The organism is Roseibium polysiphoniae, assembly GCF_014842925.1.
GTDB classification, from domain to species: domain Bacteria; phylum Pseudomonadota; class Alphaproteobacteria; order Rhizobiales; family Stappiaceae; genus Roseibium; species Roseibium polysiphoniae.
This window is the reverse complement of record NZ_JACYXJ010000001.1, coordinates 732,034-758,575: the sequence shown is the minus strand read 5'-3', so window position 1 is coordinate 758,575 and position 26,542 is coordinate 732,034. Positions and strand designations below refer to the sequence as shown.

The following is a 26,542-nucleotide window of genomic DNA, read 5'->3' as shown; positions in this document are numbered from 1 at the left end:
ACGCTAGGTTCTGCCCATGAGCAAAGAGCAGATCAGGCACCTTGTTGAAAAGAGCGTGCACGAAGACGGACTGATGGACACCGGCGTGGCGGGCGTGAAGCTGTTTCGCGCAAGCGATCCCGTCCCTTGCGCCCCCGCAGTCTATGAGCCGAGCGTGATTGCGATCGTCAACGGGGTCAAGGAAGCCGTTCTGGATGGCAAGAGATATGTCTACGACAGCAGCCAATACATGTGCTGTCCCATCTCCATGCCGGTGGAGGCCGGCACACCTGCCGCATCGCGCGAGACACCTCTTCTGGGCATCTATATTTCCCTGGATACGCGTGTCATGACCGAGCTGGCCATCGAACTGGAAAGCGTCGCCGGGGCGAGCCGAATGCAAAACGACCCCGCCATACCGCAAGGGTTCACGCTCGCGCGCTGGGATGACGGGTTTACCGAAGCTCTCTTAAGGCTGCTGCAGTTGAGCCAATCTCCGGCCGATATGACCGTCCTTGGCGAAGGCCGGCTGCGCGAGCTTTATTATGCGATCCTGAAAGGGGATGCGGGATCGGCCGCCCGGCGCGCCTTTGGCGTCGGCAATGAGATTGCCCGGGCGATCAGGTATCTGTCGACCCGGTTGAGCGAGCCTGTCACTATCGAGGAGATTGCCGACCAGGCCGGGATGAGCCGCGCCGTGTTTCACCGCAAATTCAGACAGGCGACGACCATGTCGCCGCTCCAGTTTGTAAAGGCCATGCGCCTGAACCACGCCGCCATGAAGATTGCGGGCGGCAAGACCGTGAATGAGGCAGCGCTGGACGTGGGCTATGTCAGCTCGTCCCAGTTCAGCCGCGAATTCAAACGCATGTACGGGCAATCCCCCAGACAATGGGGCCAGGCCGCGCATCCCTCAGCCAGACTGGCGTGAGAGCCGGCGCGATGGTTCCTGCCGGTCTGAGGGGTGCACTCGTGGTCCATCAGATCATTCGACGGAGCTGCGCACATTCCATGTCTGATAGGCGGCTTTCGCTTCGTCACAGGCTTGCAAGGACAGACCCTTGATCTGATTGACATTGCTGCGCCCCGAGCGCGTGTCCTCGCCGAGCGTGAAGCACATGGCCGGCGCGGCTGCCGGACTGATTGCGCCTTGACCGGAGAAGATGAAACTCTGGGCCTGACTGCCGTCGCATTCGGCCAGATCCACGGCAGTCCCAGGTTCGGTTGTCGAGACCTTCGCGCAGACATCAAATTTCGGCATATAGAGGACACCCTCGGCGAACCTGTCGGTTTCGAACGTCTGATCGACGCCAAGAGAGCCGCCGGGGCTGTAGCAGGTGTGGCCTTGCAGACCGTCATCAGGATTTGCCTGTTCGCCCTGCGCGCGGGCGATATCAAGACAATAGCCGGCCTGCGTGTTGTCGAGCATGTCGGTGAGATAGATCTCCACCTCCTCGGAATGGGCAGTCCCGGCCATGAGCAGGGTTCCGAGGAGCGCGGCTGGCAGAAGGCGCTTCGTCATGGGATGGTTTCCTCTTCAACGAATGAAAGCGATCAGTTTTGAAACGTCAGACTGCTCTGAGCAATCACATTCCCTGTGAGAGCGGCAGTCATTTTTGCCCAATCGACCGCCTTGCTGTCTTGATTGGGCAAGATTTCGAGTGTTGCATCAAGTGCATAGAGCGTGATGGTGTACTCATGCACAGCTGCGCCGGGTGAACACGGTGGAGTATATCCCGTTTTATTGTTGTCCTTGTCGGAACCTTCATCGCCGAGAGATGCGGGATTGCCCTTGGGGATCGCGGTCGTTTCCGCGGGGATATTCCAGAGAAGCCAGTAGTGACTGGGGGCATCGCGCCCTTTGAGGGTTCCGCGTGGATAATGATGCATGATCAAGGCAAAGCTCTTGGTCCCGTCGGGAACGCCCGTCCACTCAAGTGGCGGCGACACGCCTTCACCGCCGTCCCGCGTGCATTTTAGATCGGCGGGAAGACGGCCGCCCTCCTCCAGGGCCGGGCTTGTCAGCGTAAAGACCAGCTCTGCTGCAACGCCACCTACGATGCAGTTCAGCGTCGCGAGAAAGGCCATGCCCGCAGCAAGTCGGAACGGTGGTATCATCGGCAGAAATCTCCGGTTCTGATCTTGCCGGCGTTGGTCACGGTCTTGGTTTCGAAGATATAGCAATCTTCGGTGTCAGACGGACGATAGCGAATATAATAGTCCTCGCCCTTATAGCTGTAGTCCATGCTGCGACGGCCATCTTCTTCCTGGGTAAAGATCAAGTTCTCGACCCCGCCCGCAGGAGGACGGCCAGGCTCTGTTCCGCGCCCCGTGGCTTCATTGCTAAGAGGGGCCGTGCGCGGGAGATCGCGAAGGTCTTCAACCTCTCCCATCAGGCATTGCACGATATAGGGGGCATCTTCGGAGGTGTGGTAGCGATAGCCAAAGATCTCATCCGACTGGCCGTTGCAGACATCCAGCATCCCTTCGACAACCGGCGTGCCGTCGGGATTGTTGTCGCCATAGATCGGGAATCCGTCAAAGGCCCAACCGATGATGGCGTCGTCGCCTGCATTTTCCATCTGTGCGATCATGCAGACAGGTTTGATATGATAGTGATAATCGTCGCCGCGACCCGCGTGGCCACCACAGGCATCAAGCTGTTGTGTCTGATAGGTGTCGTGCCGGGTCTGGTGGTGATAGAGATCTTCTTCGGTCATCTCACCGCCGCCAGTATAGTCGAAGATCGGCACGCCATTGACCGCCACGCCAAGTGCCGCGTCATGGGTTTGCGGCGTCTCGCTTAGCACCGGAGCCAGCGGGATCGGGGCATCATACTTCTTGGCGGGAACCGGCACTTGTTCGTTGGTGCCGACGATGCCGGTCATCAGCTCATGATCGGGATAGGTGTCCGACGAGATGATCGCCTTTCCGTCCTTGCAAGTGACCGTCACTTGATCGGAAAAACCGGCCTCTGCAACCGAGGCTTTCACTGCATCGCAACGGGTCTGTGCATCAAGGGTGTGATCCTCATGCGCCTGCACCGGTGCGGCAAGGGCTATGACAGAACCAAGGAGAAAGGCGAGCGTCCTGCGTTTTTTGGCGGTAAAGTTCTGCTTCATGGGGCTTTCTTTCAACACCCGTTCGGCGATGTGTGTTCCGTCGAACGGGTAGATCTCTTGGCCAGAAATACGATTTAGTCCACAACCAGGCGGCAGAGCACCGTGTTGCTTTGCTCAAGATCAGGGCCCCAGATGAGTTCGGCGTCTGGATCCCAATCGATCCGGTCGTAGCCGCCCTTTGGGCTGACCTCGCGCGCGGAATAGACATCCGCCTTAGGCCAGGCTGAGGCGTCAAAGCCAGGCTGGTCCCAGCCGGCGGGCTCCGCCTTCGTCTCAAAACCGCAGGCGCCTTCCCCCGCAACAGGGTTCTTGTCACCTTCGCAAGACTTGTCCAGTGGCGCGGTGTGGGTCACGAGGCACTGCCAATCGGCGTTGCTGACCGCTACCGTGTCGCCGGCAGCGTTCTTGATCTGGAGGATGATGCCGCCATCTCCCATCTGCTGCCGTCTTGTGCCGATGTATTCAAGACCAGTGTCGTTCTGCTTGAAGTCCTTGGCGATAAAGCCGACGACGAAAGGCCGCTCGACCTCGAAGTCAAAGCTCTCGGCATTGAACGAACGCTCGGTCGTGATGGGAACATGATCTTCGGCGACTTGCGTCCCGTTGACCCGCATCTCAAACCAGTTGTCAGCCCAGACATCTGCCGAAAAGGGTTCGGCAGTAAGGGCGGTCGCGGAAAGGGAAAGCAATGTGGCTGCGATGGTCACGAGCTTCATGGCAATGATCCTGATGTCTGGTTGGCTTTAGGATGTGCCTAACACAGGTTTATGGTCCCCGATTGTCGATAATTGTATCGAAATGTAGGGCGCCGCCATAGCTGCCCTGCGTCATCCGGCTGGCCCGCATTTCCTTGAGAAAGGCGCCGGCGGAATTCAATGGAAATCCCGGCTGGGAAAGAGGTGCTTGGCCTGCTCGCGGGGGTGACGCGCGGTGGGGCGTTGACGGATGGGGCGGGGAGCCTCGTCGGCTTGCGGCTGGGTGATGCCGATGGCCTCGTCCAGAGGATGCCCCAGATCCGCCAGACGGTGGGACAGGTCTTCGATATGATCCGCGATGAGATGAACGACGATGCCTTCACGCTCGAGCCGCCCGGTGACACGCAGCAGGCGCCCGCCCATGACAATACGGCGAAAACGGTCATAGACCCTTGGCCAGACCACGACATTGGAGACACCGGTCTCATCCTCCAGGGTGAGGAAGATGACGCCGGAGGCCGTGCCCGGGCGCTGGCGGGTGATGACGAGGCCACAGACACTGGTGCGCCTGAGCGGTGCATCGATCAGCTGATCGTGGGGTGTAAGGCCAGAAATGGCGGGACGCAGAAGCTCCATCGGATGAGCCCGCAGCGTGAGCCGCATGGCCACATAATCCTCGACCACCTCCTCCCCCAGGTGCATGGCCGGCAGCTCTACCTTGGGTTCGCGAATTCCTTCTCCATCCAGCGGGTCGGAGAAGAGCGGCAGCGGCTTTGGCGCACGGATCGCCCGCACCTGCCAAAGCGCATCCCGGCGTGTGAGCCCCATCCCGATAAAAGCATCCGCCTCTGCAAGCCGTTCCAGCACGGAGGGCAGCACCCCTGCCCTCAACCAGAGGCTTTCAGGATCGGGATAGCCGTTGCCCCGCGCCGCCACGATCCAGCCTGCGTCTTCTTCCCGAAAACCCTTGATCTGCCTGAAGCCGAGCCGCAAGGCCCATGTTCCATCGGCGCGACGCTCAAGCGTGTTGTCCCATACGCTGCTGTTCACGCAGATGGGCCGAACTTCCACGCCGTGCTCGCGAACATCCCGCACGATCTGGGCCGGGGCGTAAAAGCCCATCGGCTGGGAATTCAAAAGCGCGCAGGCAAAAATCGCGGGATGGCGGCATTTGAGCCAGGAAGACACATAGGTCAGCATGGCGAAGGCCGCGGCATGGCTTTCAGGAAAGCCATAATCGGCGAAGCCCTCAATCTGGGAAAAGCAGGCCTCTGCAACCTCCCGGGAATAGCCGTTTGCCAGCATGCCCTTGACGAAACGATCCCGGTGATGGGCAATCGTCCCCATGCGCCGAAAGGAAGCCAGAGAGCGGCGGAGCTGGTCCGCCTCCTCGGCGCTATAGCCGGCCCCGACCACGGCGATCTGCATGGCCTGCTCCTGAAACAAGGGCACACCGAGGGTCTTGTGGGTGACCTCCGCTAGCGCTGGACCGAAAGGTTCCGGTTTCTCAAATCCCTGCCGCCGCCTGATATAAGGCTTGACCATACCACCCTGAATGGGACCGGGCCGGACGATCGCCACCTCGATGACGAGGTCGTAAAACGTTCGCGGCTTCATACGCGGCAAGAAGTTCATCTGCGCCCGGCTTTCGACCTGGAAAACCCCCACCGCATCGGCCTTGCACAGCATGTCGTAGGTCGCCTTGTCCTCCTGGGGCACTGTGGCGAGTGTAAAATCCATCTTCTCGTGGCTCGCCAGAAGCTCGAAACTCTTGCGCAGACAGGTCAGCATGCCCAGAGACAGGACGTCGATCTTCAAAATTCCCAAGGCATCGATGTCGTCCTTGTCCCATTCGATCACTGTCCGGCCTTCCATGGCCGCGTTCTCGATGGGGCAGAGCTCGTCAAGACGGCCGCGGGTGATGATGAAGCCGCCGACATGCTGGCTCAGATGTCGGGGAAAGCCGATGATCTCGCCGATGAGGTGAATGGTCTGGGCAAGACGGCGGTTTTCCAGGTCCAGGCCGAGCTGGCGTGCCTGTTCCGGATCGGCGCCCTTGTTGGACTGCCCCCAGATCTGGCCGGACAGACTGGCGGTCACATCCTGGCTGAGCCCCATGACCTTGCCGACCTCGCGGATCGCGGCCCGGGTGCGGAAGTGGATTACGGTGGCGCAAAGCCCGGCACGATGGCGCCCGTATTTTTCGTAAATCCACTGGATGACTTCCTCGCGTCGCTCATGCTCGAAATCCACGTCGATATCCGGCGGTTCGCCGCGATGGCGCGAGATGAAACGCTCGAACACCATGCCGATCATGTCCGGGGACACATCGGTGATCGCAAGCAGATAACACAGGATCGAGTTGGCGGCCGAGCCCCGCCCCTGGCAGAGAATTCCCCGCGCGCGCGCCTCCGCAACAATATCGTGCACGGTCAGAAAATAGGCCGCATAGCCAAGCTCCCCGACCAGGGCGAGCTCCTTGTCGACGAGCTCATACACCCGTTTCGAGGCCCCGTCCGGATAGCGGCGCCCAATACCCTCGCGCACCAGCCTTTCAAGGCGCTCCTGAGGAGCTTCTCCCTTCGATATCTCGTCGGGGTACTCATAGCTGAGCTGGGACAGGTCAAAGCTGCACCGGGCCGCGATCTCGAGCGTTCGTCGCAGCGCGGCCGGATGAGAGCTGTAAAGCCGGGCCATATCCGGCTCACCCTTGAGCCGGCGCTCCGCATTGGGAAGCGCACGGGTGCCGATCCCGTCGATGGTAAGCCCCTCGCGCATGCAGGTCAGGACGTCGGCAAGCTGCCGCCGGGACCCACGGTGCATGAGCACATCACCGACCGCCACCATGGGCGCCGAGGTCTTGAGGGCCAGCATGGCACAGGCATCGAACCAGATCCGGTCCGAGCCGTCATAACGGGGTGCTGCGCCAAGGAAGACATGACCGGGAAACCGGCGGTGCAGCCTTTGAACAGGTTCGCAGGCGGCGGACAGATCACGCGGCGGCAAAGCGATCAGGATCATGCCCCGGCAGCCCTGTTCAAGATCGGCAAGATCAAGATGGCATTCGGCTTTCTCCGCCCGTTGCTTGCCAAGGGTAAGCAAGCGCGCAAGCCGGTGATAGGCCGCCCTGTCCGTGGGCAAGGCGAGCCATTCGACCGGACTATCACGCAGCACCAGACGGGTCCCGACGATCAGCTTCGGCAGCTGTACAGTGTCAGGCCGCTGCAAGTAGATGGACACCCCTGCTTCCTGTCGGGAACTGTGATCGAGCTGATGAGTTGAGCGAATGCGCAGCGCCTCTTCAGCTTCCTTTCGGAGGGTTTTCAAGGCTGAATAGGCCCGAACCACCCCGGCCAGCGTGTTGCGGTCGGTGATGGCGATGGCCTCAAGACCGAGTTCGGCCGCGCGCAGAACCAGCTCTTCAGGATGAGAGGCTCCGGTGAGAAAGGTGAAATTCGACGTCACGCAAAGCTCCGCGTATCCTTGCGAAAACCCTCCGAAGTTTTGAAGATCCGAGCCGCAATGGAGGGTCATGCAAATTCCCCTTGCACGAACCAGCCGGGGCTTTGCGGAGTGTGGAAGAGCCAGAGGCGATGGCCCTGCCTTGTGTTGACTTTCCAATAGTCGCGGACGCCGGAGCGCCAATTGTCGTCCTCCAGCCACCACTCGGCAGCAATCCGTTCAGGTCCCGTGGCCCGTGCCGTGGTGAAGGACATGCGCCGCCAGCGAAATCGCTCGGGCGGGCGATTGCCTTGCCCCATGATCGGTTCGGGCGGAAACATGCGGATCGGCCGTGGACGAAAGCTCGTCCAACCGCCTCTGGGCTCGCTGAAAGCAGCAGGAACAACGGAGAAAGCCCGTTCAGGCACATGACTGTCGACCGGCTGAAACCGTTGAATGTTCTCCAAACCGATCCTTGTGCCGATCCGGGTCATGAGATCATCGAGCTGGTCCTTGCACACGCTTGCGACATGGCTGACCTGCTCGGGCGGCAAGGGCAAGACTTCAACCGCCTCCAGGCGTATCCGGTCGATGCCGTAGCCCGCGTCGACATCTGCAACCCCGCGCGCGAACAGGGGCAGGATACGCTGGGCATCACGCAATGGGCGCGCCAGGCGCAATTCGACCGTCCGCGCCTCCTGGTCAACCCGGCTCAGGGTCAGACAAAGGATGCGCGCGCCAGCGCCATTTTCCTGCAGCTTGCCGCAAAGCCGGTCGAGCAACCGCGCCGTCACACCCATCACGTCATCAACCAGCCCGATCGGCTCGGGCATCGTCATGCGCACGCCATAATGAGGAGGATCTGAAAGAGGTGAAATCTCCTCATTCTGGCGCCCGAGGGCCTGGTCAAGACGGCGGAGCAGGGTGAGGCCGAAACGGCGGGCCAGAGGAGCCCGATCCGTGGTCTCAAGATCGGAAATGGTCCGCAGACCCAGACGCTGAAGCCCCGTGACCAGTTCCGGTTCCAGACGTAACGCCGTCACGGGAAGCGCGCCAAGCGTCTCCAATGGCCTTCCCGGCTCGCATACGCCTTCGCCGTGATGGGCCAGCGCCCAGGCAGCTCCGCGGCTGTCGGCCAACCCAAGACGGACAGACACGCCGGCCCGCATAAGCCTCTGGCGCATGTCGGCCAGCATCGGCGCTTCACCCGAAAACAGATGCGCGGAGCCAGTGATGTCGAGATTAAGACCGTCAGTGCCGTCGATCCCAACCCAAGGGCAATAGCGCAGGGCCCATCGCTGCAGGGCCTGAAGAAAACGCATGTCGGCCGCCGGGTCGGCGGGCCTGCTCTGCAACTCGGGGCAAAAGGCACGGGCGTCGGAATAGGACATGCCCCGATACAGCCCCTGCCGCTCGGCTTTTGCATTCAGGCAGTACAGCCGGTTGGCGTTCTTGGTGTTGAGTGTCAGCGCGAAAGGGCCATCAACCGGACGCGCCCTTAGAACCCGGTCGCTCGCCAACCGGGGAAACCACATGGAGACGACGCGTTTGCGGATCCCACCGAACATTCCAGGCTCCGTTTGTTCCCTTTTTGTTCTTAATAATACTCCAATGCATAAGAGTCGAGTCTTCTCTCTCGGGATCAAACACCGGCGATACGTGCCAACGGGTCTCGGCTGCGTTGGAGCCCATGCCCTCAGGGATAATGCAAAGCCCTGTCGTGTTCCCTGCCCTGGCCGCCAGTTGCAGCCTCCGGCCTTCGCGCAGGTCCAGTGGCTGGATGATTTCGATCACGACAAATGAAAGCGCCTCATTCCGGAGCGCTTCTTCGGCAACGGCAAGACCATCGGCCTGGCTGCCCGGCCGCGCCAGAAGAAGATGTGTGGGATCCAGCAAAGAGGACAGCCCCACAGGATAAAGCTCTTCCCGCGACCAGTTCTTGCTCACCCATAAGGCAGACCCTTGCGCGGCAGACAGCGCGATGGCGGCAAAGCTCAAGGCGGAAGGGCCGCAAACTTCATGCACGCGGGCGCTTTGCAGGGGAAAGGAGGTGAAACGTTCTTGCGACATGAAACCAAAATGGCAGTGAATGGCCTCTTTTTCCAGCCTGTATAAACAGACGAGGGTCCCCTTCTTTGGCAGCAGCACAAAAGCTTGGACGCGCCGCCCTCGCCTCCGTAATATCTTGCCGGATCACATCAATTCGCAAGCTGACCCAGGGCTGCAGCGCCCGGTCCGGCATGCGTTTCCAGTTGCAAGGACTTGGAATGAGCAACAGCTCCTATTATGCGCCCCCCGGCGGCCATCCGCCCCAAACGCAGCTTCTCACCGACCGCGCCATGTTCACCGAAGCCTATGCAGTGATCCCCAAGGGGACCTTGCGCGACATCACGACAAGCTTTCTCCCGTTTTGGGACAAGACGCGCCTGTGGGTGATTTCACGACCCTTGTCCGGCTTTGCCGAGACCTTTTCGCAATACATCATGGAAGTGCAGCCCGGCGGCGGCAGCCAGAAGCCGGAGACGGATCCGGAGGCCGAAGGCGTTCTTTTCGTTGTCGAGGGAAGCTTGAGCCTGACCCTGTTCGGCAAGGTGTTCCAGATGGAGGAAGGCGGTTACGCCTATATCCCCCCTGCCACCGACTGGCAGCTGCTGAACGAGAGCGACGCTCCGGTCAAGTTTCACTGGATCCGCAAGGCCTATGAGAAGGTCGAAGGCCTCGACACGCCGACGGCTTTCGTCACCAATGAAAAGGACGTCACGCCAACGGCCATGGCCGGAACGGAAGGCAAATGGGCCACGAGCCGCTTTGTCGACCCGCAAGACCTTCGCCACGACATGCATGTGACCATTGTCACCTTTGAACCCGGTGCCGTCATTCCGTTTCTGGAAACGCATGTGATGGAACACGGGCTCTATGTGCTGGAAGGCAAGGCGGTCTACCGGCTCAACCAGGATTGGGTCGAAGTGGAAGCCGGTGACTACATGTGGCTGCGCGCCTTCTGCCCACAGGCCTGTTATGCGGGCGGGCCGGGAAAATTCCGCTATCTGCTCTACAAGGACGTCAACCGCCACATGAAGCTGCGGTGAGTTGATCATGTCCAGGACAATCACCATTGAAAGCCTGACACGAGAGGCCTTTTCCCCTTTCGGAGACGTCCTTGAAGCGACGGGCGAGCCGGACAAGGTCATCAATCAAGGGCTTTGTGGACGCTATCACGATCTGGTCGACATCGATCTGTCAGGTGACGGGGCAAAGGCTGGAATAAGCCTGTTCAAGTCGGACAGGCGCACCCTGCCCTATCGTCTGGAGATGGTCGAGCGGCATCCTCTGGGCAGCCAGGCCTTTTTGCCCATGACCCATGAGTCGTTTCTGGTCATCGTGTGCCCTGACGAGAACGGAAAGCCGGGAGAACCCCGTGCCTTCATGACCGCGCCCGGCCAGGGCATCAATTTCCACAAGGGAACCTGGCACGGCGTCCTGACGCCCTTGTCAGAACCTGGCCTCTTTGCCGTCGTCGACCGCATTGGTCCGGGAGACAATCTGGAAGAGGTCTGGTTCGACGAGGCTTATTTGGTCGCGCAAGGCTGATCATTTTCTTTCCTTTTACATCGGTCAGACCATGGCCTGCCGATCACCTGGAGACTTGATTTCATGAACACTTTGCGATCCGCCTGCTCGGCTCTTGCCGGTGCCATGTGTATGTCGGCAAGTCTGATCTCGGCGGCTCACGCCCAGGACGGCGGTTATGACGTTTCCAACCTCCCCGCAGCCATCGCTGCGATTGGGACCGAGCAGCTGGACTGCTATCTGGATGACGCCGTTCCCGCCTTCGGTTTTCAAAAGCTGGACCTTGCCGACGGCGCGACGCTCTATGTGGTGCCCTGTCAGAACGGCGACGTGAACATTGAATCCTACCTGGCGCGGCTCGAGCCGGACAGCAGCGTTACACTGTTCGCATTTGCCGTTGAACCAGGGAGTGGCGCTGAAACCTACCCCTCGGCCATCAACCCGGAAGTCCTGAAGAATGGGCTTGTCGTTCAAACCAGCTCTTTCTACGGACCGGATGCCAATTGCGGCGTGTTCGACATCCATGAACTGAACGAAGATGGCACGGCCTACACTCTGGTTGAACGTAGAGAAAAACCGGAATGCTCGGGCGACTACGCGCCACCGCAGGACTATCCCGTGGTCTGGTCGGCTCGCTGACCTTCAAAAACGGTTCGAACCAAATAAAAAGGCGGCCTTAGAGGCCGCCTTTTGCATATTCATTTGCAGATCACTCAGGCTTGCGCCGTTTCCGCCGTAGCGACCTTCTTGTCCTTCTTCGGCGGGCGGACCCGGAAGAACAAGGCGTAGAGCACCGGTGTCGCAATCAGGGTCAGAACCGTGGCGAAGGCCAGGCCGCCCATGATAGTCACGGCCATGCCGCGGAAGAACGCGTCGTAGAGCAGTGGTGCCATGCCGAGGATGGTGGTGATCGCCGCCAGCATGACCGGGCGCATACGCGACACGCTGGCATCGACGATCGCCGTGTATTTTTCCCGGCCCTCACTGATCAGAAGGTCAATTTCCTCAAGCAGGACGATGGCATTCTTGATCAGCATGCCCGAGAGGGACAGGAAGCCGAGCAGCGACATAAAGCCAAAGGCCGTGTCCGTTCCAAGCAAGGCCAGTGCAACGCCGTTGATCGACATGGGCACCATCAGCCAGATGATCAGCGGTTGGCGCACCGATCCGAACAGGAGGATCGAAATGATCAACATGATCAGGAAACCGAGCGGCAGCTGCGCCCCAAGCGATGCCTGCGCATCATTGGTGCTTTCGTATTCCCCGCCCCACTCCAGCGCATAACCGGCAGGAAGCTGCATGGCTTCGATCTGCGGCCGCACGCGGGCCAGAGCAGATGCCGCGGTTTCCGTACCTGTTGTTTCCGCCTTGACCGTCAGTGTCCGGACGCGGTCGAGCCGGTGGATCAACGTGTCCTGTGGCTCCATGACGAATTCGGACACGACCTGATCCACAGGCACATAGCGGCTCTGACTGGAGCTCCAGACCAGGGTGTCGTAGATCGTCTCGGTGGCGGAAACACCGTCCTGACGCTCCTTGCGCACGATGATCGGGATGGTCTCATCCCCGTCGCGATAGCCACCGGCCTGCACGCCGTCGGTCGCAAACTTCAGGGACTGGGACAGATCCTGCCGTGTGATACCGGCAATCCGCGCGCGATCTTCGTCAAACAAGGGGCGAAGCACCAGCTCGCGCTGACGCCAGTCCGTGCGCACATCCCCCAGTTTGTTGTCAGGCTTCATGAAAATGGCCTGAGCCTCATCCCCGAGCGCCTTGAGCACATCCGCATCCGGGCCTGAGAACCGCGCTTCGATCTTCGATCCCGTGCCGGGGCCGAAGACAAGCCGTTTGGTCATGATCTGGGCCGCCGGGAAGTCGGCATAGAAGCGTTCGCGCAATTCAATGGCCAGCAGATCGATGTCGTCACGGCTTTTCGTGCGGATGATCATGTGGCCGTAGGAGGGATTGGCCGATTCCGGTGAATAGGTCAGCATGAACCTCGTTGCACCGCCTCCGGCGTAGGTCGTGACCGTCTCCACGCGGTCGTCAGCCAGGACAACAGCTTCCATGGCCTTCAGGTCACGTTCGGTCGCGCGGATGTCCGTGCCCTGTGGCGCCCAATAATGCACATAGAAGATCGGCGTGTTGCTGTCGGGGAAGAAGGCCTGTTTCACGCTGCCGAAACTGATCACGCAGGCCACGGTCACCCCGATCAGGATCGCGACGGTCAGCAGTCTGGCATGAAGCGATCCGACCAGGAGCCCCCGGTAGAGCCTGTAGAGGATGCCCTTATAGGGATCGTGCTCCGGTCCAGCTTCGGTGGTGCGGAAAAAATACTTCCCGAAGAGCGGCGTCACCGTGACCGCGAAGACCCAGGACAGCAGCAGCGAGATGCCGATGACCGCAAAGAGCGAGAACAGGAATTCACCCGTCGCATCAGGTGAAAGGCCGATGCCGGAAAAGGCCATGATCCCGATGACCGTCGCGCCAAGGAGCGGCCATTTCGTCTGGTTCACCACCTGACTTGCCGCCGGAATTGCCTTCTGCCCGCGCTGCATGTTGATCATCATGCCTTCGGCCACCACGATGGCGTTGTCGACCAGCATGCCCATGGCGATGATCAGCGCCCCGAGCGAGATCCGCTCCATCTCGATGGTGAAGATGCGCATGAACAGGACGGTTGCCATCACAGTCAGCAACAGAACCGTCCCGACGACGAGGCTTGCGCGCCAGCCCATGAAGAGACAGAGCACACCGATCACGATGACAACCGACATGCCCAGATTGACGATAAAGCCGTTGACGGATTCATCGACAATGACGTTCTGCTGATAGATGGGCTGGATTTCCATGCCGAGCGGCAGATTGCCCTCGATCTCGGCAAGTTTTGCCATCACCCGCGCACCCACGTCGACAATGTTGGTGCCATCGATCTGTGAAACGCCGAGCGTTACTGCTTCCTGACCGTCATGATGGATCAGAAGGCTCGGCTCTTCAGGCTCGCCCAGCTCAAGCGTCGAGAAATCAGACAGGCGGATCATCGCAGTCGAGCCCGGCTTGCCGACGGTGAGGTCTCGGATGCTGCCATATTCGTCAAAGGCAGACGCTGTCATCAGCTGGATGCGCTTGTCGCCGGAAAGTCCCGAGCCATTGGTCTGAATGGCGTTTTCCGCGGACAGCACATCTGCAACATCGGTTAAGGAGATGCCGAGGCCGGCCATCTTCTCCTGCGAGATGTTCAGATAGATATTGTCCTCAGGTTCCCCTGCAATTTCGACCTTGGCAACGCCTTCCACGGTCAGGAGTTCGCGCCGGATCTTCTTCACGGTCTGGCGGATTTCCCGGCGCGAATAACCATCGGCGGTGAAGGCGTAATAGAGCCCGAAGACGTCCCCGAAGCTGTCATAGACCAGAGGTGGCTGGACCCCGTCGGGAAGGTTTCGGGTTTCGTCGTTGACCTTGCGGCGCAGTTCATCCCAGACCTGCGGCAATTCGGAGCCGTCGTAGGTGGGCTTGATTTCCACCTCGATCCGCGAAAGCCCGGGCTGTGAGACAGACGTAATCTTGTCGAGTTGAGGCATCTGCTGGATTGCCGTTTCCAGCTTCTCCGTCACCTCGGTCTCGACTTCGGCCGCTGTCGCGCCCGGATAGGCGGTGATTACCTGCGCCTGTTTGATGGTGAAGGCAGGGTCTTCAAGACGGCCGACTGTGCTGAGGCCCCAAAGCCCCCCCAGAAACGCCAGGAGCACGATCATCCAGGTGTTGACCGGCTTTTCGATTGAGTATCGAGCTATATCCACGGGAATTTATCCGAAATGGCTGTCGTTGCGGGATCAGGGAAGCGGACGGATGGTCTGGCCTTCGCTCAATTGAGCGACGCCGGCCGAAACGATCCTGTCCCCTTTGGCGACGCCATCCGTGACCGGAATATAGTCTCCGGTCACGACACCGACCTCCACGGGCACCTTGGTGACCGCACTGGAGCTCTCGTCAAACCGCCAGACATAGGCCTTCCGGTCTCCGTCCACCGCAACCGATGACGTGGGCACCAGCAGGCTCTTTGCCAGATCCAGCCCCTCCGGCCGGAGCTTCACGATCACAGCCGCCGTCATGCCGGGATAGATCTGCGCATCCGGCTTGCTCTCCATCGCCAGAGTGATCCGGTAAGTCTGTGTCACCGTGTCCACTTCCGTGGAATGCTCGCGATAGACCAGCGGAAATTCCTGTCCCGGAATGGAAGGAAACTCCGCATGAAGTGATGCGACCTGATCCTCAGAGACCTTAGCGAAAAGCGCCTCGGGCACGTTGATGTCGATCTGGATCTCGGAAACGTCCTGCATGCGAACGACGGCCGTTCCAACGCTTACAGTTGTAAAGCTGTCGACCAGCCGCCGGGTGATGATGCCGTCGAAAGGCGCGTGAATCTCGGCGTATTCGAGGTTCTGCTCGGCCGCGGCGAGAGCTTCGACCGCCAGATCATGTTCATTCTTCTGGTCGTCGTAGCTCTTTTGGGAAATGACCGAACGGTCGCGCAGCGTTTCCAGCCGGTCCAGATCCTGCTTGGCCTGCTTGAGCCGCAGTTTTCCTTCGCGGACCGCGCGCTCGTAGTCGGTCGGATCAAGTTTGGCGACCAAGGCCCCATTGTCGATTTCCTGGCTTTCGCGCACCGGAAGCTCGACCAACTTGCCGGCAACCTGGAAGGACAAGTCGACCGTCTGCACCGCCTCGACGCGGCCAGTGAAGCGGCGCGACTGAAGGCCAACCTGGTCTGAAACGGTGAAGATCTTCGCCGGCCGTGGCTGGGCACTCAGGGCAGCCTCAGCTTCCGCGACCTGGTCCGGCCCCTCTTCCTGACACGCTGCGACGAAGGCCGCAAGCATGATCACAGGCGCAAGACGCCGCAAGAAAACACTTTGATTGAGCACACTCATGTCCTGTCTTTCAATCTTTTGGCTCAGCGCCGGCCTTCGACATTCACGCGGCGACGAAGCTCGGCCAGCACAGCCAGACGCTCCTCATCCGTGTGAAGGGCCACACAATGAGCATTCGAAAATTGCAGTCCTTCCAGCGCGGACCAAATCACCAGCGCGCCTGTCAAATCTGCCGTTTCTGTTTGTATGTTGGATTTCAACCGGCTTTTGAGCTCGAGAATCGGAGCCACAAGACCAGGAAAGCTCAAGTTTGCGACCATCAGAGCTCTTGCGACCGACAGTTCGTTCTCGATCCAGCGCTCTGTGACATCGATCATCGCAGCCAGCGTCGGGCTGTCGGCATCCAGATAGAGCTGACGCCGCTCCTCAACATCGACCGCGAAACGATCCGCAACATGCTGCACCATGGCAACGACCAGAATGTCCTTGGTCGGAAAATTGTAGAGGACGCCTCCTTTGGAAAAGCCGCTGCGTTCGGCCACCGCGTCGATGGTCAAGCTGAGCGCACCCGCCTCGCGCACGATATCGAGTGCAGCACCAAGGATCTCGATCTTGGTTGTCGGCGGCTTCCGGGTCTGGCGCAGGTTCATGTTTGACCAATCATGCAGGGATCACTCCTGGGCAGGCTTCTTGGCGCTCCACCACTCGGCGACCTCATCGTAAACTTGCGAGTTTAAATAATCCGTCCGGTCGGTACAGACAAGTGCTAAAAATTAGGCAGATATCGCGAAAACAAGCCCGTGCGACATCAATCGCCTGGCTGGAGGGACATGGACAGGAAATGAAAGCGCAATCTGGTGGAGCCTGCCGCCTCACGCGACCCCGCGAAAAACGACTCTAGGCGGCCTCGCCTGCCGCTGCGGCTTCTTCTTCGGCAGCCTTTTTGGCTGCGTCGCGCTCCGCAAGCTCAAGATTGAGAGCGAATTCAAGATATTGGTTGGCAGGCATGGGTGCTGCGAAATAATAGCCCTGAGCCGCTGTCACACCGAGTTCACGCAGTCTTTCGATCTGCTCTTCCTGCTCGACGCCTTCCGCGATGATGCCCATTCCCAGATTGTCGGCAAGCTCGACCATCGAATCCACAATGGTCGTCGAACTGTCGTCGTCGCCAATCGCATCAATAAACATCTTGTCGATCTTTATGATGTCAATGCCCAGCTTCTGGAGATAGGCCATGCCGCCATGGCCGGTGCCCACATCATCAAGCGCCACACGAACACCAAGCGCCTGCAACTCGGCGATGATCTTGCGCGCAAGCTCAAGATCCTCCAGCGGGTAGCGCTCGGTCACCTCGACCACGATCTGCTGGAAGGAAATATCAGACCCCTCGTAGATGGACTTGATATCGTTGACCACATCCCGATTTCGGAAATGTCCGGCGAACAGGTTGATCGAAAGCTTCAGATCCGGGTTTTCCAGATGAAGCTTGCCGACCTCCTCGCAGGTCTGCTCCATCAGGTGCCGCGTCATGTCAAAGATATGGCCGTTTCTCTCGGCATATTCCATGAACTGCCCCGGTGACACGATCATGCCGTTTGGCCGCCGCCACCGCATGAGAACCTCACAACCGCGAAGCTTACCGGTCTCGATGTCCATGACCGGCTGGTAGTAAGGGATGAACTCGCCATTGCGGATCGCGGCGATGAAGTCGTCGTTGGCTTCATTTTCCGGCCGCCAGGAGAACCAGACGCCAATAGCGACGAAGAGCAAGGCAAAGGCAGCACAGGCGGTCGCTGCAATGATCTTCAGATCGTGAACAACCTGGATCGCCGCCGACTTGGGCGCAACCAGTGTTGCCTCCAGCGGATACCGCCCGGACCGGACCTGGACCACGATGGCATTGTCCGGATTTGAGCTTTCGGAATTGTAGCCTCCGGTCTCGAACCAGAGAATATCGTTGCCAAGCCGCAACTCCGCACGCCGGTAGGCCCGCAGATACTCAGGTCCCGGGTCGGAGGCAATGGCAACCGGCGTCACTTCGGCAAAAAGGCGATAGCCGTTGCCCAGGTCCCAACTGACTACGGCGACGCGCGCACCCAGGAACGACTTGTCCAGCATGCCGATGCCAACCAGCGGTCCATCCTGCTGAAGGATCGGCAGGATGGCCTCTCCTGTCAGTTCCATATCCGGAACGATGCACATGCGCTTGCCATCCCGGTCAACAAGACCGATGGCATCTATGTAGCCTTCGCTGGAAATCACCGACTGCAACAACCCGCGATCTTCCGCATCGCAGGTCTGAATATCGTCACGGTCCAGGCGCTGAAGTGCGGAAACCGTACTGCTGATCGCGTTGTCGGCGCGCTGGATATAGCGTTCGCCCATCGCCTCAAGTTCACGCTCTGCCTGACTTTCAGCGTATTGATTCAAAATCATATTGGCCGCGAAGAGCGGCGCGGTCGCAAGAACAACCGCAATAACGACCGCCCTGACAAATATGATGTAACGCTGTGACAACGACTGCCCCGCAGGTGAACAAACTCTTTAGAACAATGCTCTAAAGGCGTAAACAACCACTGAACACCCTGTCATATTTAACCGATATCAAGGCGTTCGGTGACGCCGTAGACGATAGATCTTCGGGAGATGACTGGCTCCAGGTTTCAGGGTCAGCGCAGCGGGCAACGAAGGAGGCATTCATGCAGGCACTTTTCATCGGTCAGGCCTATATTGACGTAACCTTTCTCGCCGACTGCCTCCCGACCGGAGATGAAAAGGCAATTGCGCGCGACTATGCGGTCAGCTTCGGCGGCAACGCGGTGACGGCAGCGTTTTGCTGCGCCAAGCTGGGCGGCAAGCCTGAGCTCATGTGCTCTGTCGCCGACGATTGGCTTGGCCGCATGTTCCGCGACATGGCGATGCAATACGGCATCACGGTCCACAGCCGGAAGGTCAAGGAATCTTCGCTGTCCTTCATCATGCCCAAAGGCGGCAAACGCGCCATCGTCCGGTGCCGCGATGATGAGTATCTTCACCCTTTCCCGCCCTTGACTATCACGGACCTGCGCGCGCTTCACCTGGACGGCCATATGCCCGATGCAGCGCTCCACTATGCCAAGGCGTGCCGCGAGGCGGGAAAGCTGACCTCTCTGGATGGCGGCGCCGTGCGGAGCAATACCGACGAACTGCTTGAATTCATTGACGCAGCTGTCGTCTCTGAACGATTTTGCCAGCAACTGGGCAAATCCACCGGCGAAACCCTGAACTATCTTCGCTCGAAGGGCTGCCCGATCGGGGCAGTTACACTCGGCGAACATGGCACTGTCTGGTATGAGGGCGATGGCCCGGACACAATTTTGCCCGCGCTTGATGTTCCTGTCGGCAAAGTCATTGATTCCAATGGGGCGGGCGACATTTTTCACGGTGCCTATATTACATCCTATCTGCGAAACCCTGAGGCCGGATGGAGTGACCACTTCCGATTTGCCCGTGGTGCATCGACCCACTCGATCCAGCATCTTGGCAATGAAGCGAGCCTGCCAACGGCAGACGACATTCAACGCGCTATTTCAGAATTTCCTGAGAAAGCAGCCTAAGTTCCACCTGCCTGTCCTGTCGCGAAATCAGGCAGCCCCATCATCTCTCCTTGCGTCGCAACGAGCTCTGGCTCATCGTGCCTGCGGCAGGGATCCAGACCGCAATATGATCCGGAGATTTACATGAAACGCCCAATTCACAGCTCACGCTCCACGCTCACCGCCGGTGTCTGGCTCGGAGCTATGGCGCTTGCATTTTCTGCAGAAGCTTTCACACCAAGCGGCAACCAAACCGCAGATGCATTCCTGGAACTCCTGGAAGCCGAAGGCCGCACGGTTGAAAGCTACTCTTCTGTTGAAGAAAGCGGCGACACGGTCTCCATCCTGGATATCCAGCTCAAGGATGAAGCCGACTCGGACATGTCCGCCTCAATCGGCAAGATTGACCTGACCGGCGCCGTCCAGCTTGCAGGCGGCCGGACCAAGGTTGATGCGCTGGCTCTGTCGGATCTGACGATGGAAGCGTCGGATGGCTCTCTCCATGTTGCCTCCTTTTCCTCAACCGACATGGTTCTGCCTTCAGCGGCAGAAATGGCCGGATCGGACGATGTTCCGCCGATCGCTCCGTCCTACGGAGAGGTCGAGATCCTGGATGCAACGGTCACGGACGACGAGGACAACCAGGCGACCGTTGAACGTATTTTCATTGCGATCGATGCCATGGACGGCGATCTGCCGACCGCCTCGCGTTTCAACATCAAGGGCCTGGTCCTTGACGCCGAAACCATCGACGACGACGCCAGTGAGACAATGGCCGACCTCGGCTATGAGAAAATCACGGTCGACATCGAAGGGGCGGGTAAATGGGACCCCGATGCAGCCACCGTCATCGTGGAGAACCTCAAGTTGACCGGCGAGGACGCTGGCACCTTTCAGATCGACTTGAAATTGGGCGGCGTCACCCGCGACCTGGTCAACAAGTTGAACGAGACACAGGGCGAGCCAGAGGATGCTCTTGGTTTGATCCAGGGTGTGACCGTCGAAACCATTTCACTGAAGCTCGACAACGACAGCATTGTCGAACGCGTTCTCGACCGGCAGGCCAACGAGGCCGGCATGGAACGATCCGAGATGGTCGCTCAGCTTGAAGGCGGCCTGCCCATGATGTTGTCGATGCTTCAGAACCCCGAGTTTCAGAACAAGGTTTCAGCAGCGCTCGGAAGCTTTCTTCAAAGCCCCGAGACCTTGAAAGTCACGGCATCCCCGTCAGCACCTGTTCCGGTTGCTCAGCTCATGGGAACCGTCATGATGGCACCGCATACCCTGCCGCAGGTCCTTGGAATTGACATAGCTGCCAACGAAGACAACTAACGGCAATAAAAACAAGGAAGCCCGGTCAGCACGGCCGGGCTTTTTACTGACCGGGAGGACGTCATGATCAAGCCAACCCAAGACTTGCGGCCAAATCTAATTGGCAGGCTCGCCGCTGTGGGTATGACACTGGTAATCATGATCAGTGCATCGCCCGTTTCGGCTCAAACGGGCAAGGAGGCTGAGGCGCCAGCTCAGGCAACGTCGGCCGAAACCGCGTCCAATGCAGCCACGGGCCTGTTGACCGGATGGTTCGCAGATCTTGATGCCAGCGATGCGTTTTCCGCAAGCTATTCGGCCATCCTGCCCGGCGAACGAAACCGCTCAGCAGTCATCAAAGACGGTGTGCTGAGCTATGAGCTTCCAAGCGACGGCTTCTTCGGTGCAGGTGATCTGAAATTGAGTCTCCGCTTCGATAAGATCGATTTTGATGGCCTTCGCCTGATGGACGGCAAGGTGCATGCGGGCGCAATCGAGGTCCCCGGATCACTGGATATTTCCATCGCGCTCGTGCCAGAACAACCAGACAGCGCTGAAGATACTGCCGTGCCAACGAACACTGGCAGCACCATTGAGATCAGCTATGAAGATCTCCTGATGGAAGGCCTTTCTCTGCCCGTTTCCCTGCCAGATGCGCAGTCTGCGCCAGGCCCGTCGGCACTTGTTCTTTCCTATCTGACCGCACTGCGCGACGTGAAGATCGCACGCGCCTTCGCGACACAGGCCACAGCAACAAGCCGCTTTGATACAGGTGCAATGAGTTCGGCGCTCTATGAAGACATCGTCTTGATCGCCCTTGAAGACGGACGCATCGCGGAGCAGACCGTCGGGAAAATTCGCACAATCGAGGAGATCACGCCGGACCAAGTCCAGTCTCCGCTCACCAATATGGACCTGACTGTTCATGACTTTGTTTTGCGCGGTCTCGACATGGTCCCCCTTATCGCGCTCTTGGGCGGACCTGTGGACGCCGACCGAACAGTTCTGCTCGACCGCGAGGAATTGTCTAGCATCGAATTTTCGACAGATGACGTCTCGGGCACCATCGGCAATGTCCTGATCGAGGACATAGATCTTCTCAGCCTGGAACCACTTTCATTCTTCCCGCTTCTGGACCAGGAGGCCGCCGGCGAGCCAGTGGCAGAACGTGACCTCGCCGCCGCGGCAATGGAAGCCATCGGCGTCATCTCTCTTGGCCGTTTCCAGATCGATGAACTCGAGGTGGAGGCCGAAGATGGCAAGGGATCGATCCGCCGTATCCTTGCCCGTGAGCTAAGCGGTACGGGCGCACGGGAGCTCTCCGTGGATGGCGTGGACATCGAAGTGGTGGACGGAGGCAGCGCCTATGTCGCACACGCAGGGTTAAGCCGGCTGGCTTTTCCGCCCTTCGCCGCACTGCTGGCTCTCGAAGATGTCGCTGAGCCGACCCCGAGCCAGATCCGGGAAGCGCTTCCCACCGTCGGAAAAATTCTGCTGAGCGATCTCGACCTGAACATCGGATCTGCCTCGTCCGATCCGTCAGGCTCAACAGGCAGCACCTGGTTTCAACTGGATCTTCTGGAACTCCTACAGGGCGGATTTGTCTCGAACATACCGACCAGAACTTCCTTGATCGTCGATGGCATCGGCATGCCGACAAGTCTTTTGGACAATTCCGCGCTTGAAACCATGCTGGAAAAGCTCAACGTCAGCGAAGTCGAGATCAATCATGCCCTCTCCTTTGCCTGGAATCCGGATACAAAGGACCTCCTTCTAAGGAACATATCCCTGCAGCTGCTCGACGGCGGAGAGGCGTCTTTATCGCTTGTGCTCGGCAATGTTCCGCCGGCCCTTTTCACAAGGCCTGAGCTTGCCCAGATCGCTCTTGCCTCGGCGACGTTCAAGTCGGGACATCTGAGGCTCGAAAGCGCGGACTTGGTCGCCGCTTTCATTTCTGATGAGGCAGCGAAAAACAGCCTTTCAGAAGAACAGCTTGCCGAAGGTCTGGTCGAGACACTACGCGGTGAGCTCGGGGCCTTGTCGGACACTCAATTCGGCGCTGACCTGATTGCAGCAGTCCGGAAATTTCTCGCAGATCCCGACGAATTAGCCATCGACCTGACGCCGGCGGCACCGGTGCCCATGACCGAGTTGCTCGGCCTTGCGGTGACGAATCCGAACAAGATCCCTGAGCGCCTCGGAGCCCGAGTCACAGCGACGCAGTAGTGCAGAACGGCGGGGTTTAACCGGCGTCCTGCTTGGTCTGCTCCTGAAATTGCAGGTCGCACAAACGGCGATAGATGCCGTCATGGGCATAGAGGCTGGCGTGTGTGCCGCTCTCGACCAGCTTCCCCTTGTCAAGGACGTGGATCTGATCGGCATGGCGCACCGTCGAAAGGCGATGCGCGATCACCAAGGTGGTCCGTCCTTCCATCAGGCGGGTCAATGCGGTCTGCACCTTGGCCTCGGATTCTGCATCAAGGGCAGAGGTCGCCTCATCGAGCAGGAGGATCGGAGCGTCGCGCAGCATCGCGCGTGCAATGGCAATACGCTGGCGCTGGCCTCCGGAAAGGTTCCCCCCGCCTTCGCCCGCCGAGGCCTCATATCCACCAGGCAGGGACATGATAAACTCATGGGCGTTGGCGTCTCGGGAAGCCCGAATGATGTCTTCCTCCGACGCATCCGGCCGTCCAACAGCAATGTTTTCCCGCAGTGACCCGTCAAACAGGAAGGTATCCTGGGTCACAAAGGCGATGTTCGCCCTCAAAGAGGCAATGCGCACATTCGCCAGGTCCTGACCGTCGACAAGCACTTGGCCGCTTTGAGGCGCGTAAAACCTCTCAATCAAACTGAACAGGGTGGACTTCCCTGCCCCGGATGCGCCAACCAGCGCTGTTGTCCGCCCGGCTTCGGCGGTCAGCGTCAGGCCGTTGAGGGCCGCGCTTTCGCCATAGGCAAAATGCACATCCTCGAACCGGACCTCTCCCTCGCTCACAACAAGATCCGTGGACGTGGGGTTGTCCTTGAGCACGGGAACGTCATCGATCAGCTCATACATCAACCTGACGCCGACAAGGCTATTGTTGAGGTTGACCTGCAAACGGGCGAGACGGCGCGCGGGATCATACGCCATCAGGAGCGCTGCAATAAACGAGAAGAAGGCGCCTGGATCCTGCTGGCGCTCGACGACGGAATAGCCGCCATAGAGAATGACCAGAGCAATTGCGAAACCGGCCAACGTATCCATCAGGGGCGACGTCCGAGCGGTGAGCGACACAATCTTGTTTGACTGCCGCTCCACATCCGAGACTGCATTATTCATTCGCCCCTGCATCGTCGGCTCGACGCCAAAAGCCTTGACGACGCGAATACCGCGGATCGTTTCCTGCAGGGCCGACATGATCTGTGTACTGGAAACGAACTGCATTTTTGCGTATTTGCGCACGCGTCGGATCAGGACGCCAACGCCGAGCACCGCAGGCGGCATCACGAGAAGGGCAAAGCCGCTCAGGAGCGGATCCTGAATGATCATCACGGTAACAAGAGCAATCACCGTCAACACGTCGCGGCCTAGTGCGATGACAACGGTGTCGATGACCGATCTGGTGTCCGTTGCACCACGACTGATGCGCACGGCGATGTCACCGAACCCAGTCTTGTCGAAGTAGGAAATATCCTGCTCCGACATGTGCTTGAACAGCTTTTTTTGTAACTTCGCGACAATCGCATTTCCAATACGGCCCAGAACCAGCATTTGTCCGTAGGCAGCGCCCCCCTTGACCAAGAAAATTGCCATCACAGACAGGGCGATGACGTAGATCATCTGCTTGTCGCGATTGATGAAAACCTCGTTGATCACATCACGGAGGATCCAGACACTCGCAGCCGTCGAGGCCGCGACAAGGCCCATGAAAATAAAGGCAAGGACATAACGGCTGGCATATTCGCGAGCGTTCTCGCGGATCAGCCGCTTGATCAACTGCACGGACCCGTCCGGATCGTTCAACATCTGCCACTTGGCTGGATTAAGCAAAATTGTCTCTTTCAAGCAAAAGGGCCGGTTTCCCGGCCCTCGAGATATTCATCGGCCAAATCATCTGACTTGCCCCATATAAGCGGATCGGCCTCAGGGCGCCAGCTGTTCAGGCAGCTTTCTGCCCGTCAGCTATCCCTGCCGATACTCAGCTTTCTGGCAGGTTCAGACGCAGATGAAGCTCACGCAGCTGGGCCGCCTGCGGATCCGATGGTGCGTTCATCATCAGGTCTTCCGCCTTCTGGTTCATCGGGAACATGATGACCTCACGGATGTTCGCCTCATTGGCCAGCAGCATGACAATCCGGTCAATCCCGGCCGCGCAACCGCCGTGGGGGGGCGCACCATACTGAAAGGCTGTGACCATGCCGCCGAAGCGCTTTTCAACTTCTTCCTTGCCATAGCCGGCAATCTCGAAAGCCTTGTACATGATCTCCGGCTTGTGGTTCCGGATCGCACCGGAGACCAGCTCGTGACCGTTACAGGCCAGATCGTACTGGTAGCCCAGGACTTCCAGGGGATCACCTTCAAGCGCTTCCATCCCGCCCTGAGGCATGGAGAACGGGTTGTGCTCGAAATCGATCTCGCCGGTGTCCTCATCCTTTTCATAGATCGGGAAGTCGACAATCCAGGCGAACTCGAACTTGTCGAGATCTGTCAGACCCAACTCTTCTCCGATGATGACACGGGCCTTGCCGGCAACGGTCTGGAAGGCCTTCGGCTTGCCGCCGAGGAAGAAGGCTGCGTCGCCGACTTCGAGACCAAGCTGCTGGCGGATAGCTTCTGTCCGCTCCGGACCAATGTTCTTTGCCAGCGGACCTGCGGCTTCCATGGAGCCGTCTTCCGCCTTGCGCCAGAAGATATAGCCCATACCCGGAAGGCCTTCGCCCTGGGCAAACTTGTTCATGCGGTCACAGAACTTGCGGCTGCCACCTGTCGGCGCAGGGATCGCGCGAACTTCCGTGCCTTCCTGCTTGAGAAGGTTTGCGAAGATCGCAAAGCCGGAATCTTCGAAGTGCTCCGAAACGACCTGCATCTTGATCGGGTTGCGCAGATCCGGCTTGTCGCTGCCGTACCAGAGCGCCGCGTCCTTGTAGGAGATTTGCGGCCAGTTCCGATTGACAGGACGGCCGCCGCCGAATTTTTCGAAACAGCCAGCCAGCACCGGCTCGATGGTGTCGAAAACGTCCTGCTGGGTGACATAGGACATCTCGAGATCGAGCTGGTAGAAATCGGTTGGCGAGCGGTCGGCCCGTGGGTCTTCATCGCGGAAACAGGGCGCGATCTGGAAATACTTGTCGAAGCCCGACACCATGATCAGCTGCTTGAACTGCTGAGGGGCCTGCGGAAGAGCGTAAAACTTGCCCGGATGCAGACGGGACGGCACGAGGAAGTCTCGTGCCCCTTCAGGCGACGACGCGGTGATGATCGGTGTCTGGAATTCGTTGAAGCCGATGTCCCACATACGCTGACGCAGATCCGCAACCACATTGGAGCGCAGCATGATGTTGTTGTGGAGTTTCTCGCGCCGCAGATCGAGGTAGCGGTACTTCAGGCGGACTTCTTCGGGATAATCCAGGTCGCCAAAGACCGGCAGCGGCAGCTCTTTCGCCGCGCCAAGCACTTCCATGTCCCGAATGAAGATCTCGACTTCGCCGGTGCCAATGTCCGGGTTGATGGTCTCGTCCGTGCGCTTCTTCACATCGCCGTCGATGCGAATGCACCACTCCGAACGAACAGTTTCAGCCAGCTTGAAAGCCTTGGAATCAGGATCGATCACACACTGCGTGACACCGTAATGGTCACGTAAATCGATGAAGAGCAGACCTCCGTGATCGCGGACGCGGTGGACCCAACCGGACAGGCGAGTGGTTTCGCCGACATGGGTTGCGCGCAAGTCGCCGCACGTGTGACTACGGTAGGGATGCATGAATTCCTCGACAGT

General features: G+C 59.2%; 20 protein-coding genes. 7 read left to right on the top strand and 13 right to left on the bottom strand.

Translation table 11 applies throughout. The features are described 5' to 3' along the window. The first annotated feature begins 16 nt into the window (after positions 1-16). Positions 17-910, top strand: a complete 894-nt coding sequence (locus IG617_RS03460; RefSeq protein ID WP_192107299.1) for an AraC family transcriptional regulator — start codon at positions 17-19, stop codon at positions 908-910. A 54-nt stretch (positions 911-964) separates the two neighbouring features. Here IG617_RS03460 and IG617_RS03455 read toward each other — a convergent pair whose 3' ends face one another. The 7 genes from IG617_RS03455 to IG617_RS03425 form a co-directional block, all read right to left on the bottom strand. Then, entirely contained in the window at positions 965-1,501 is a 537-nt protein-coding gene (locus IG617_RS03455) for a ricin-type beta-trefoil lectin domain protein (protein ID WP_192107296.1), read from the bottom strand. Positions 1,502-1,533: 32 nt separating this feature from the next. Continuing rightward, positions 1,534-2,097: a YbhB/YbcL family Raf kinase inhibitor-like protein gene (locus IG617_RS03450; protein ID WP_192107293.1), complete on the bottom strand. Its 564-nt coding sequence runs from the start codon at positions 2,095-2,097 to the stop codon at positions 1,534-1,536. Beyond that, a complete protein-coding gene (locus IG617_RS03445; protein WP_192107292.1) occupies positions 2,094-3,101 on the bottom strand; it encodes a YHYH protein in 1,008 nt (335 codons plus the stop codon). The genes IG617_RS03450 and IG617_RS03445 overlap by 4 nt, the downstream gene beginning before the upstream one ends. A gap of 74 nt (positions 3,102-3,175) precedes the next feature. After that, entirely contained in the window at positions 3,176-3,817 is a 642-nt protein-coding gene (locus tag IG617_RS03440; protein WP_192107289.1) for a PEBP family protein, read from the bottom strand. 156 nt (positions 3,818-3,973) lie between these two features. Then, a complete protein-coding gene (locus tag IG617_RS03435; RefSeq protein WP_192107287.1) occupies positions 3,974-7,330 on the bottom strand; it encodes an error-prone DNA polymerase in 3,357 nt (1,118 codons plus the stop codon). Further along, on the bottom strand, positions 7,327-8,805 hold the full coding sequence (locus tag IG617_RS03430; protein WP_192107285.1) for a Y-family DNA polymerase: 1,479 nt from the start codon (positions 8,803-8,805) through the stop codon (positions 7,327-7,329). Before IG617_RS03430 ends, IG617_RS03435 begins: the two co-directional genes overlap by 4 nt. Then, on the bottom strand, positions 8,720-9,307 hold the full coding sequence (locus IG617_RS03425) for an ImuA family protein (protein WP_192107283.1): 588 nt from the start codon (positions 9,305-9,307) through the stop codon (positions 8,720-8,722). The genes IG617_RS03430 and IG617_RS03425 overlap by 86 nt, the downstream gene beginning before the upstream one ends. A 197-nt stretch (positions 9,308-9,504) precedes the next feature. On the opposite strand from IG617_RS03425, the gene IG617_RS03420 reads away from it, so the two are divergent. The 3 genes from IG617_RS03420 to IG617_RS03410 all read left to right on the top strand — a co-directional run bounded on the left by IG617_RS03420 (position 9,505) and on the right by IG617_RS03410 (position 11,446). Next, complete coding sequence (locus IG617_RS03420) at positions 9,505-10,326, top strand: bifunctional allantoicase/(S)-ureidoglycine aminohydrolase (RefSeq protein ID WP_192107281.1); 822 nt, start codon at positions 9,505-9,507, stop codon at positions 10,324-10,326. A 7-nt stretch (positions 10,327-10,333) separates the two neighbouring features. Then, complete coding sequence (locus IG617_RS03415) at positions 10,334-10,828, top strand: ureidoglycolate lyase (RefSeq protein WP_192107279.1); 495 nt, start codon at positions 10,334-10,336, stop codon at positions 10,826-10,828. A gap of 63 nt (positions 10,829-10,891) precedes the next feature. After that, on the top strand, positions 10,892-11,446 hold the full coding sequence (locus IG617_RS03410; RefSeq protein ID WP_192107277.1) for a hypothetical protein: 555 nt from the start codon (positions 10,892-10,894) through the stop codon (positions 11,444-11,446). Positions 11,447-11,520: 74 nt separating this feature from the next. Here IG617_RS03410 and IG617_RS03405 read toward each other — a convergent pair whose 3' ends face one another. The 4 genes from IG617_RS03405 to IG617_RS03390 all read right to left on the bottom strand — a co-directional run bounded on the left by IG617_RS03405 (position 11,521) and on the right by IG617_RS03390 (position 18,195). Beyond that, the gene (locus IG617_RS03405; RefSeq protein WP_192107274.1) at positions 11,521-14,607 is read right to left on the bottom strand and encodes an efflux RND transporter permease subunit; all 3,087 of its coding nucleotides are present in this window, start codon (positions 14,605-14,607) and stop codon (positions 11,521-11,523) included. Between the two features lie 33 nt (positions 14,608-14,640). After that, positions 14,641-15,738, bottom strand: coding sequence for an efflux RND transporter periplasmic adaptor subunit (locus IG617_RS03400; RefSeq protein ID WP_192107272.1), 1,098 nt, complete (start codon positions 15,736-15,738; stop codon positions 14,641-14,643). A 23-nt stretch (positions 15,739-15,761) separates the two neighbouring features. Continuing rightward, positions 15,762-16,328 (bottom strand): TetR/AcrR family transcriptional regulator, encoded by a 567-nt coding sequence (locus IG617_RS03395; protein ID WP_192107271.1) that lies wholly within the window; start codon positions 16,326-16,328, stop codon positions 15,762-15,764. A 247-nt stretch (positions 16,329-16,575) separates the two neighbouring features. Then, positions 16,576-18,195, bottom strand: coding sequence for an EAL domain-containing protein (locus IG617_RS03390; RefSeq protein WP_209008231.1), 1,620 nt, complete (start codon positions 18,193-18,195; stop codon positions 16,576-16,578). 182 nt (positions 18,196-18,377) lie between these two features. On the opposite strand from IG617_RS03390, the gene IG617_RS03385 reads away from it, so the two are divergent. From IG617_RS03385 to IG617_RS03375, 3 genes are all read left to right on the top strand, one after another. After that, complete coding sequence (locus tag IG617_RS03385; protein WP_192107269.1) at positions 18,378-19,274, top strand: sugar kinase; 897 nt, start codon at positions 18,378-18,380, stop codon at positions 19,272-19,274. A 123-nt stretch (positions 19,275-19,397) separates the two neighbouring features. Further along, positions 19,398-20,585, top strand: coding sequence for a hypothetical protein (locus IG617_RS03380; protein ID WP_192107267.1), 1,188 nt, complete (start codon positions 19,398-19,400; stop codon positions 20,583-20,585). Positions 20,586-20,648: 63 nt separating this feature from the next. Continuing rightward, positions 20,649-22,790 carry a hypothetical protein gene (locus tag IG617_RS03375; protein ID WP_192107265.1) on the top strand — a complete coding sequence of 714 codons (2,142 nt, stop codon included), beginning with the start codon at positions 20,649-20,651 and terminating at the stop codon, positions 22,788-22,790. A gap of 16 nt (positions 22,791-22,806) precedes the next feature. Here IG617_RS03375 and IG617_RS03370 read toward each other — a convergent pair whose 3' ends face one another. Both IG617_RS03370 and aspS read right to left on the bottom strand, forming a co-directional pair. Then, entirely contained in the window at positions 22,807-24,597 is a 1,791-nt protein-coding gene (locus IG617_RS03370; protein ID WP_209008230.1) for an ABC transporter ATP-binding protein, read from the bottom strand. Positions 24,598-24,745: 148 nt separating this feature from the next. Beyond that, positions 24,746-26,527 carry an aspartate--tRNA ligase gene (aspS, locus tag IG617_RS03365; protein WP_192107436.1) on the bottom strand — a complete coding sequence of 594 codons (1,782 nt, stop codon included), beginning with the start codon at positions 26,525-26,527 and terminating at the stop codon, positions 24,746-24,748. Positions 26,528-26,542 lie beyond the last annotated feature (15 nt).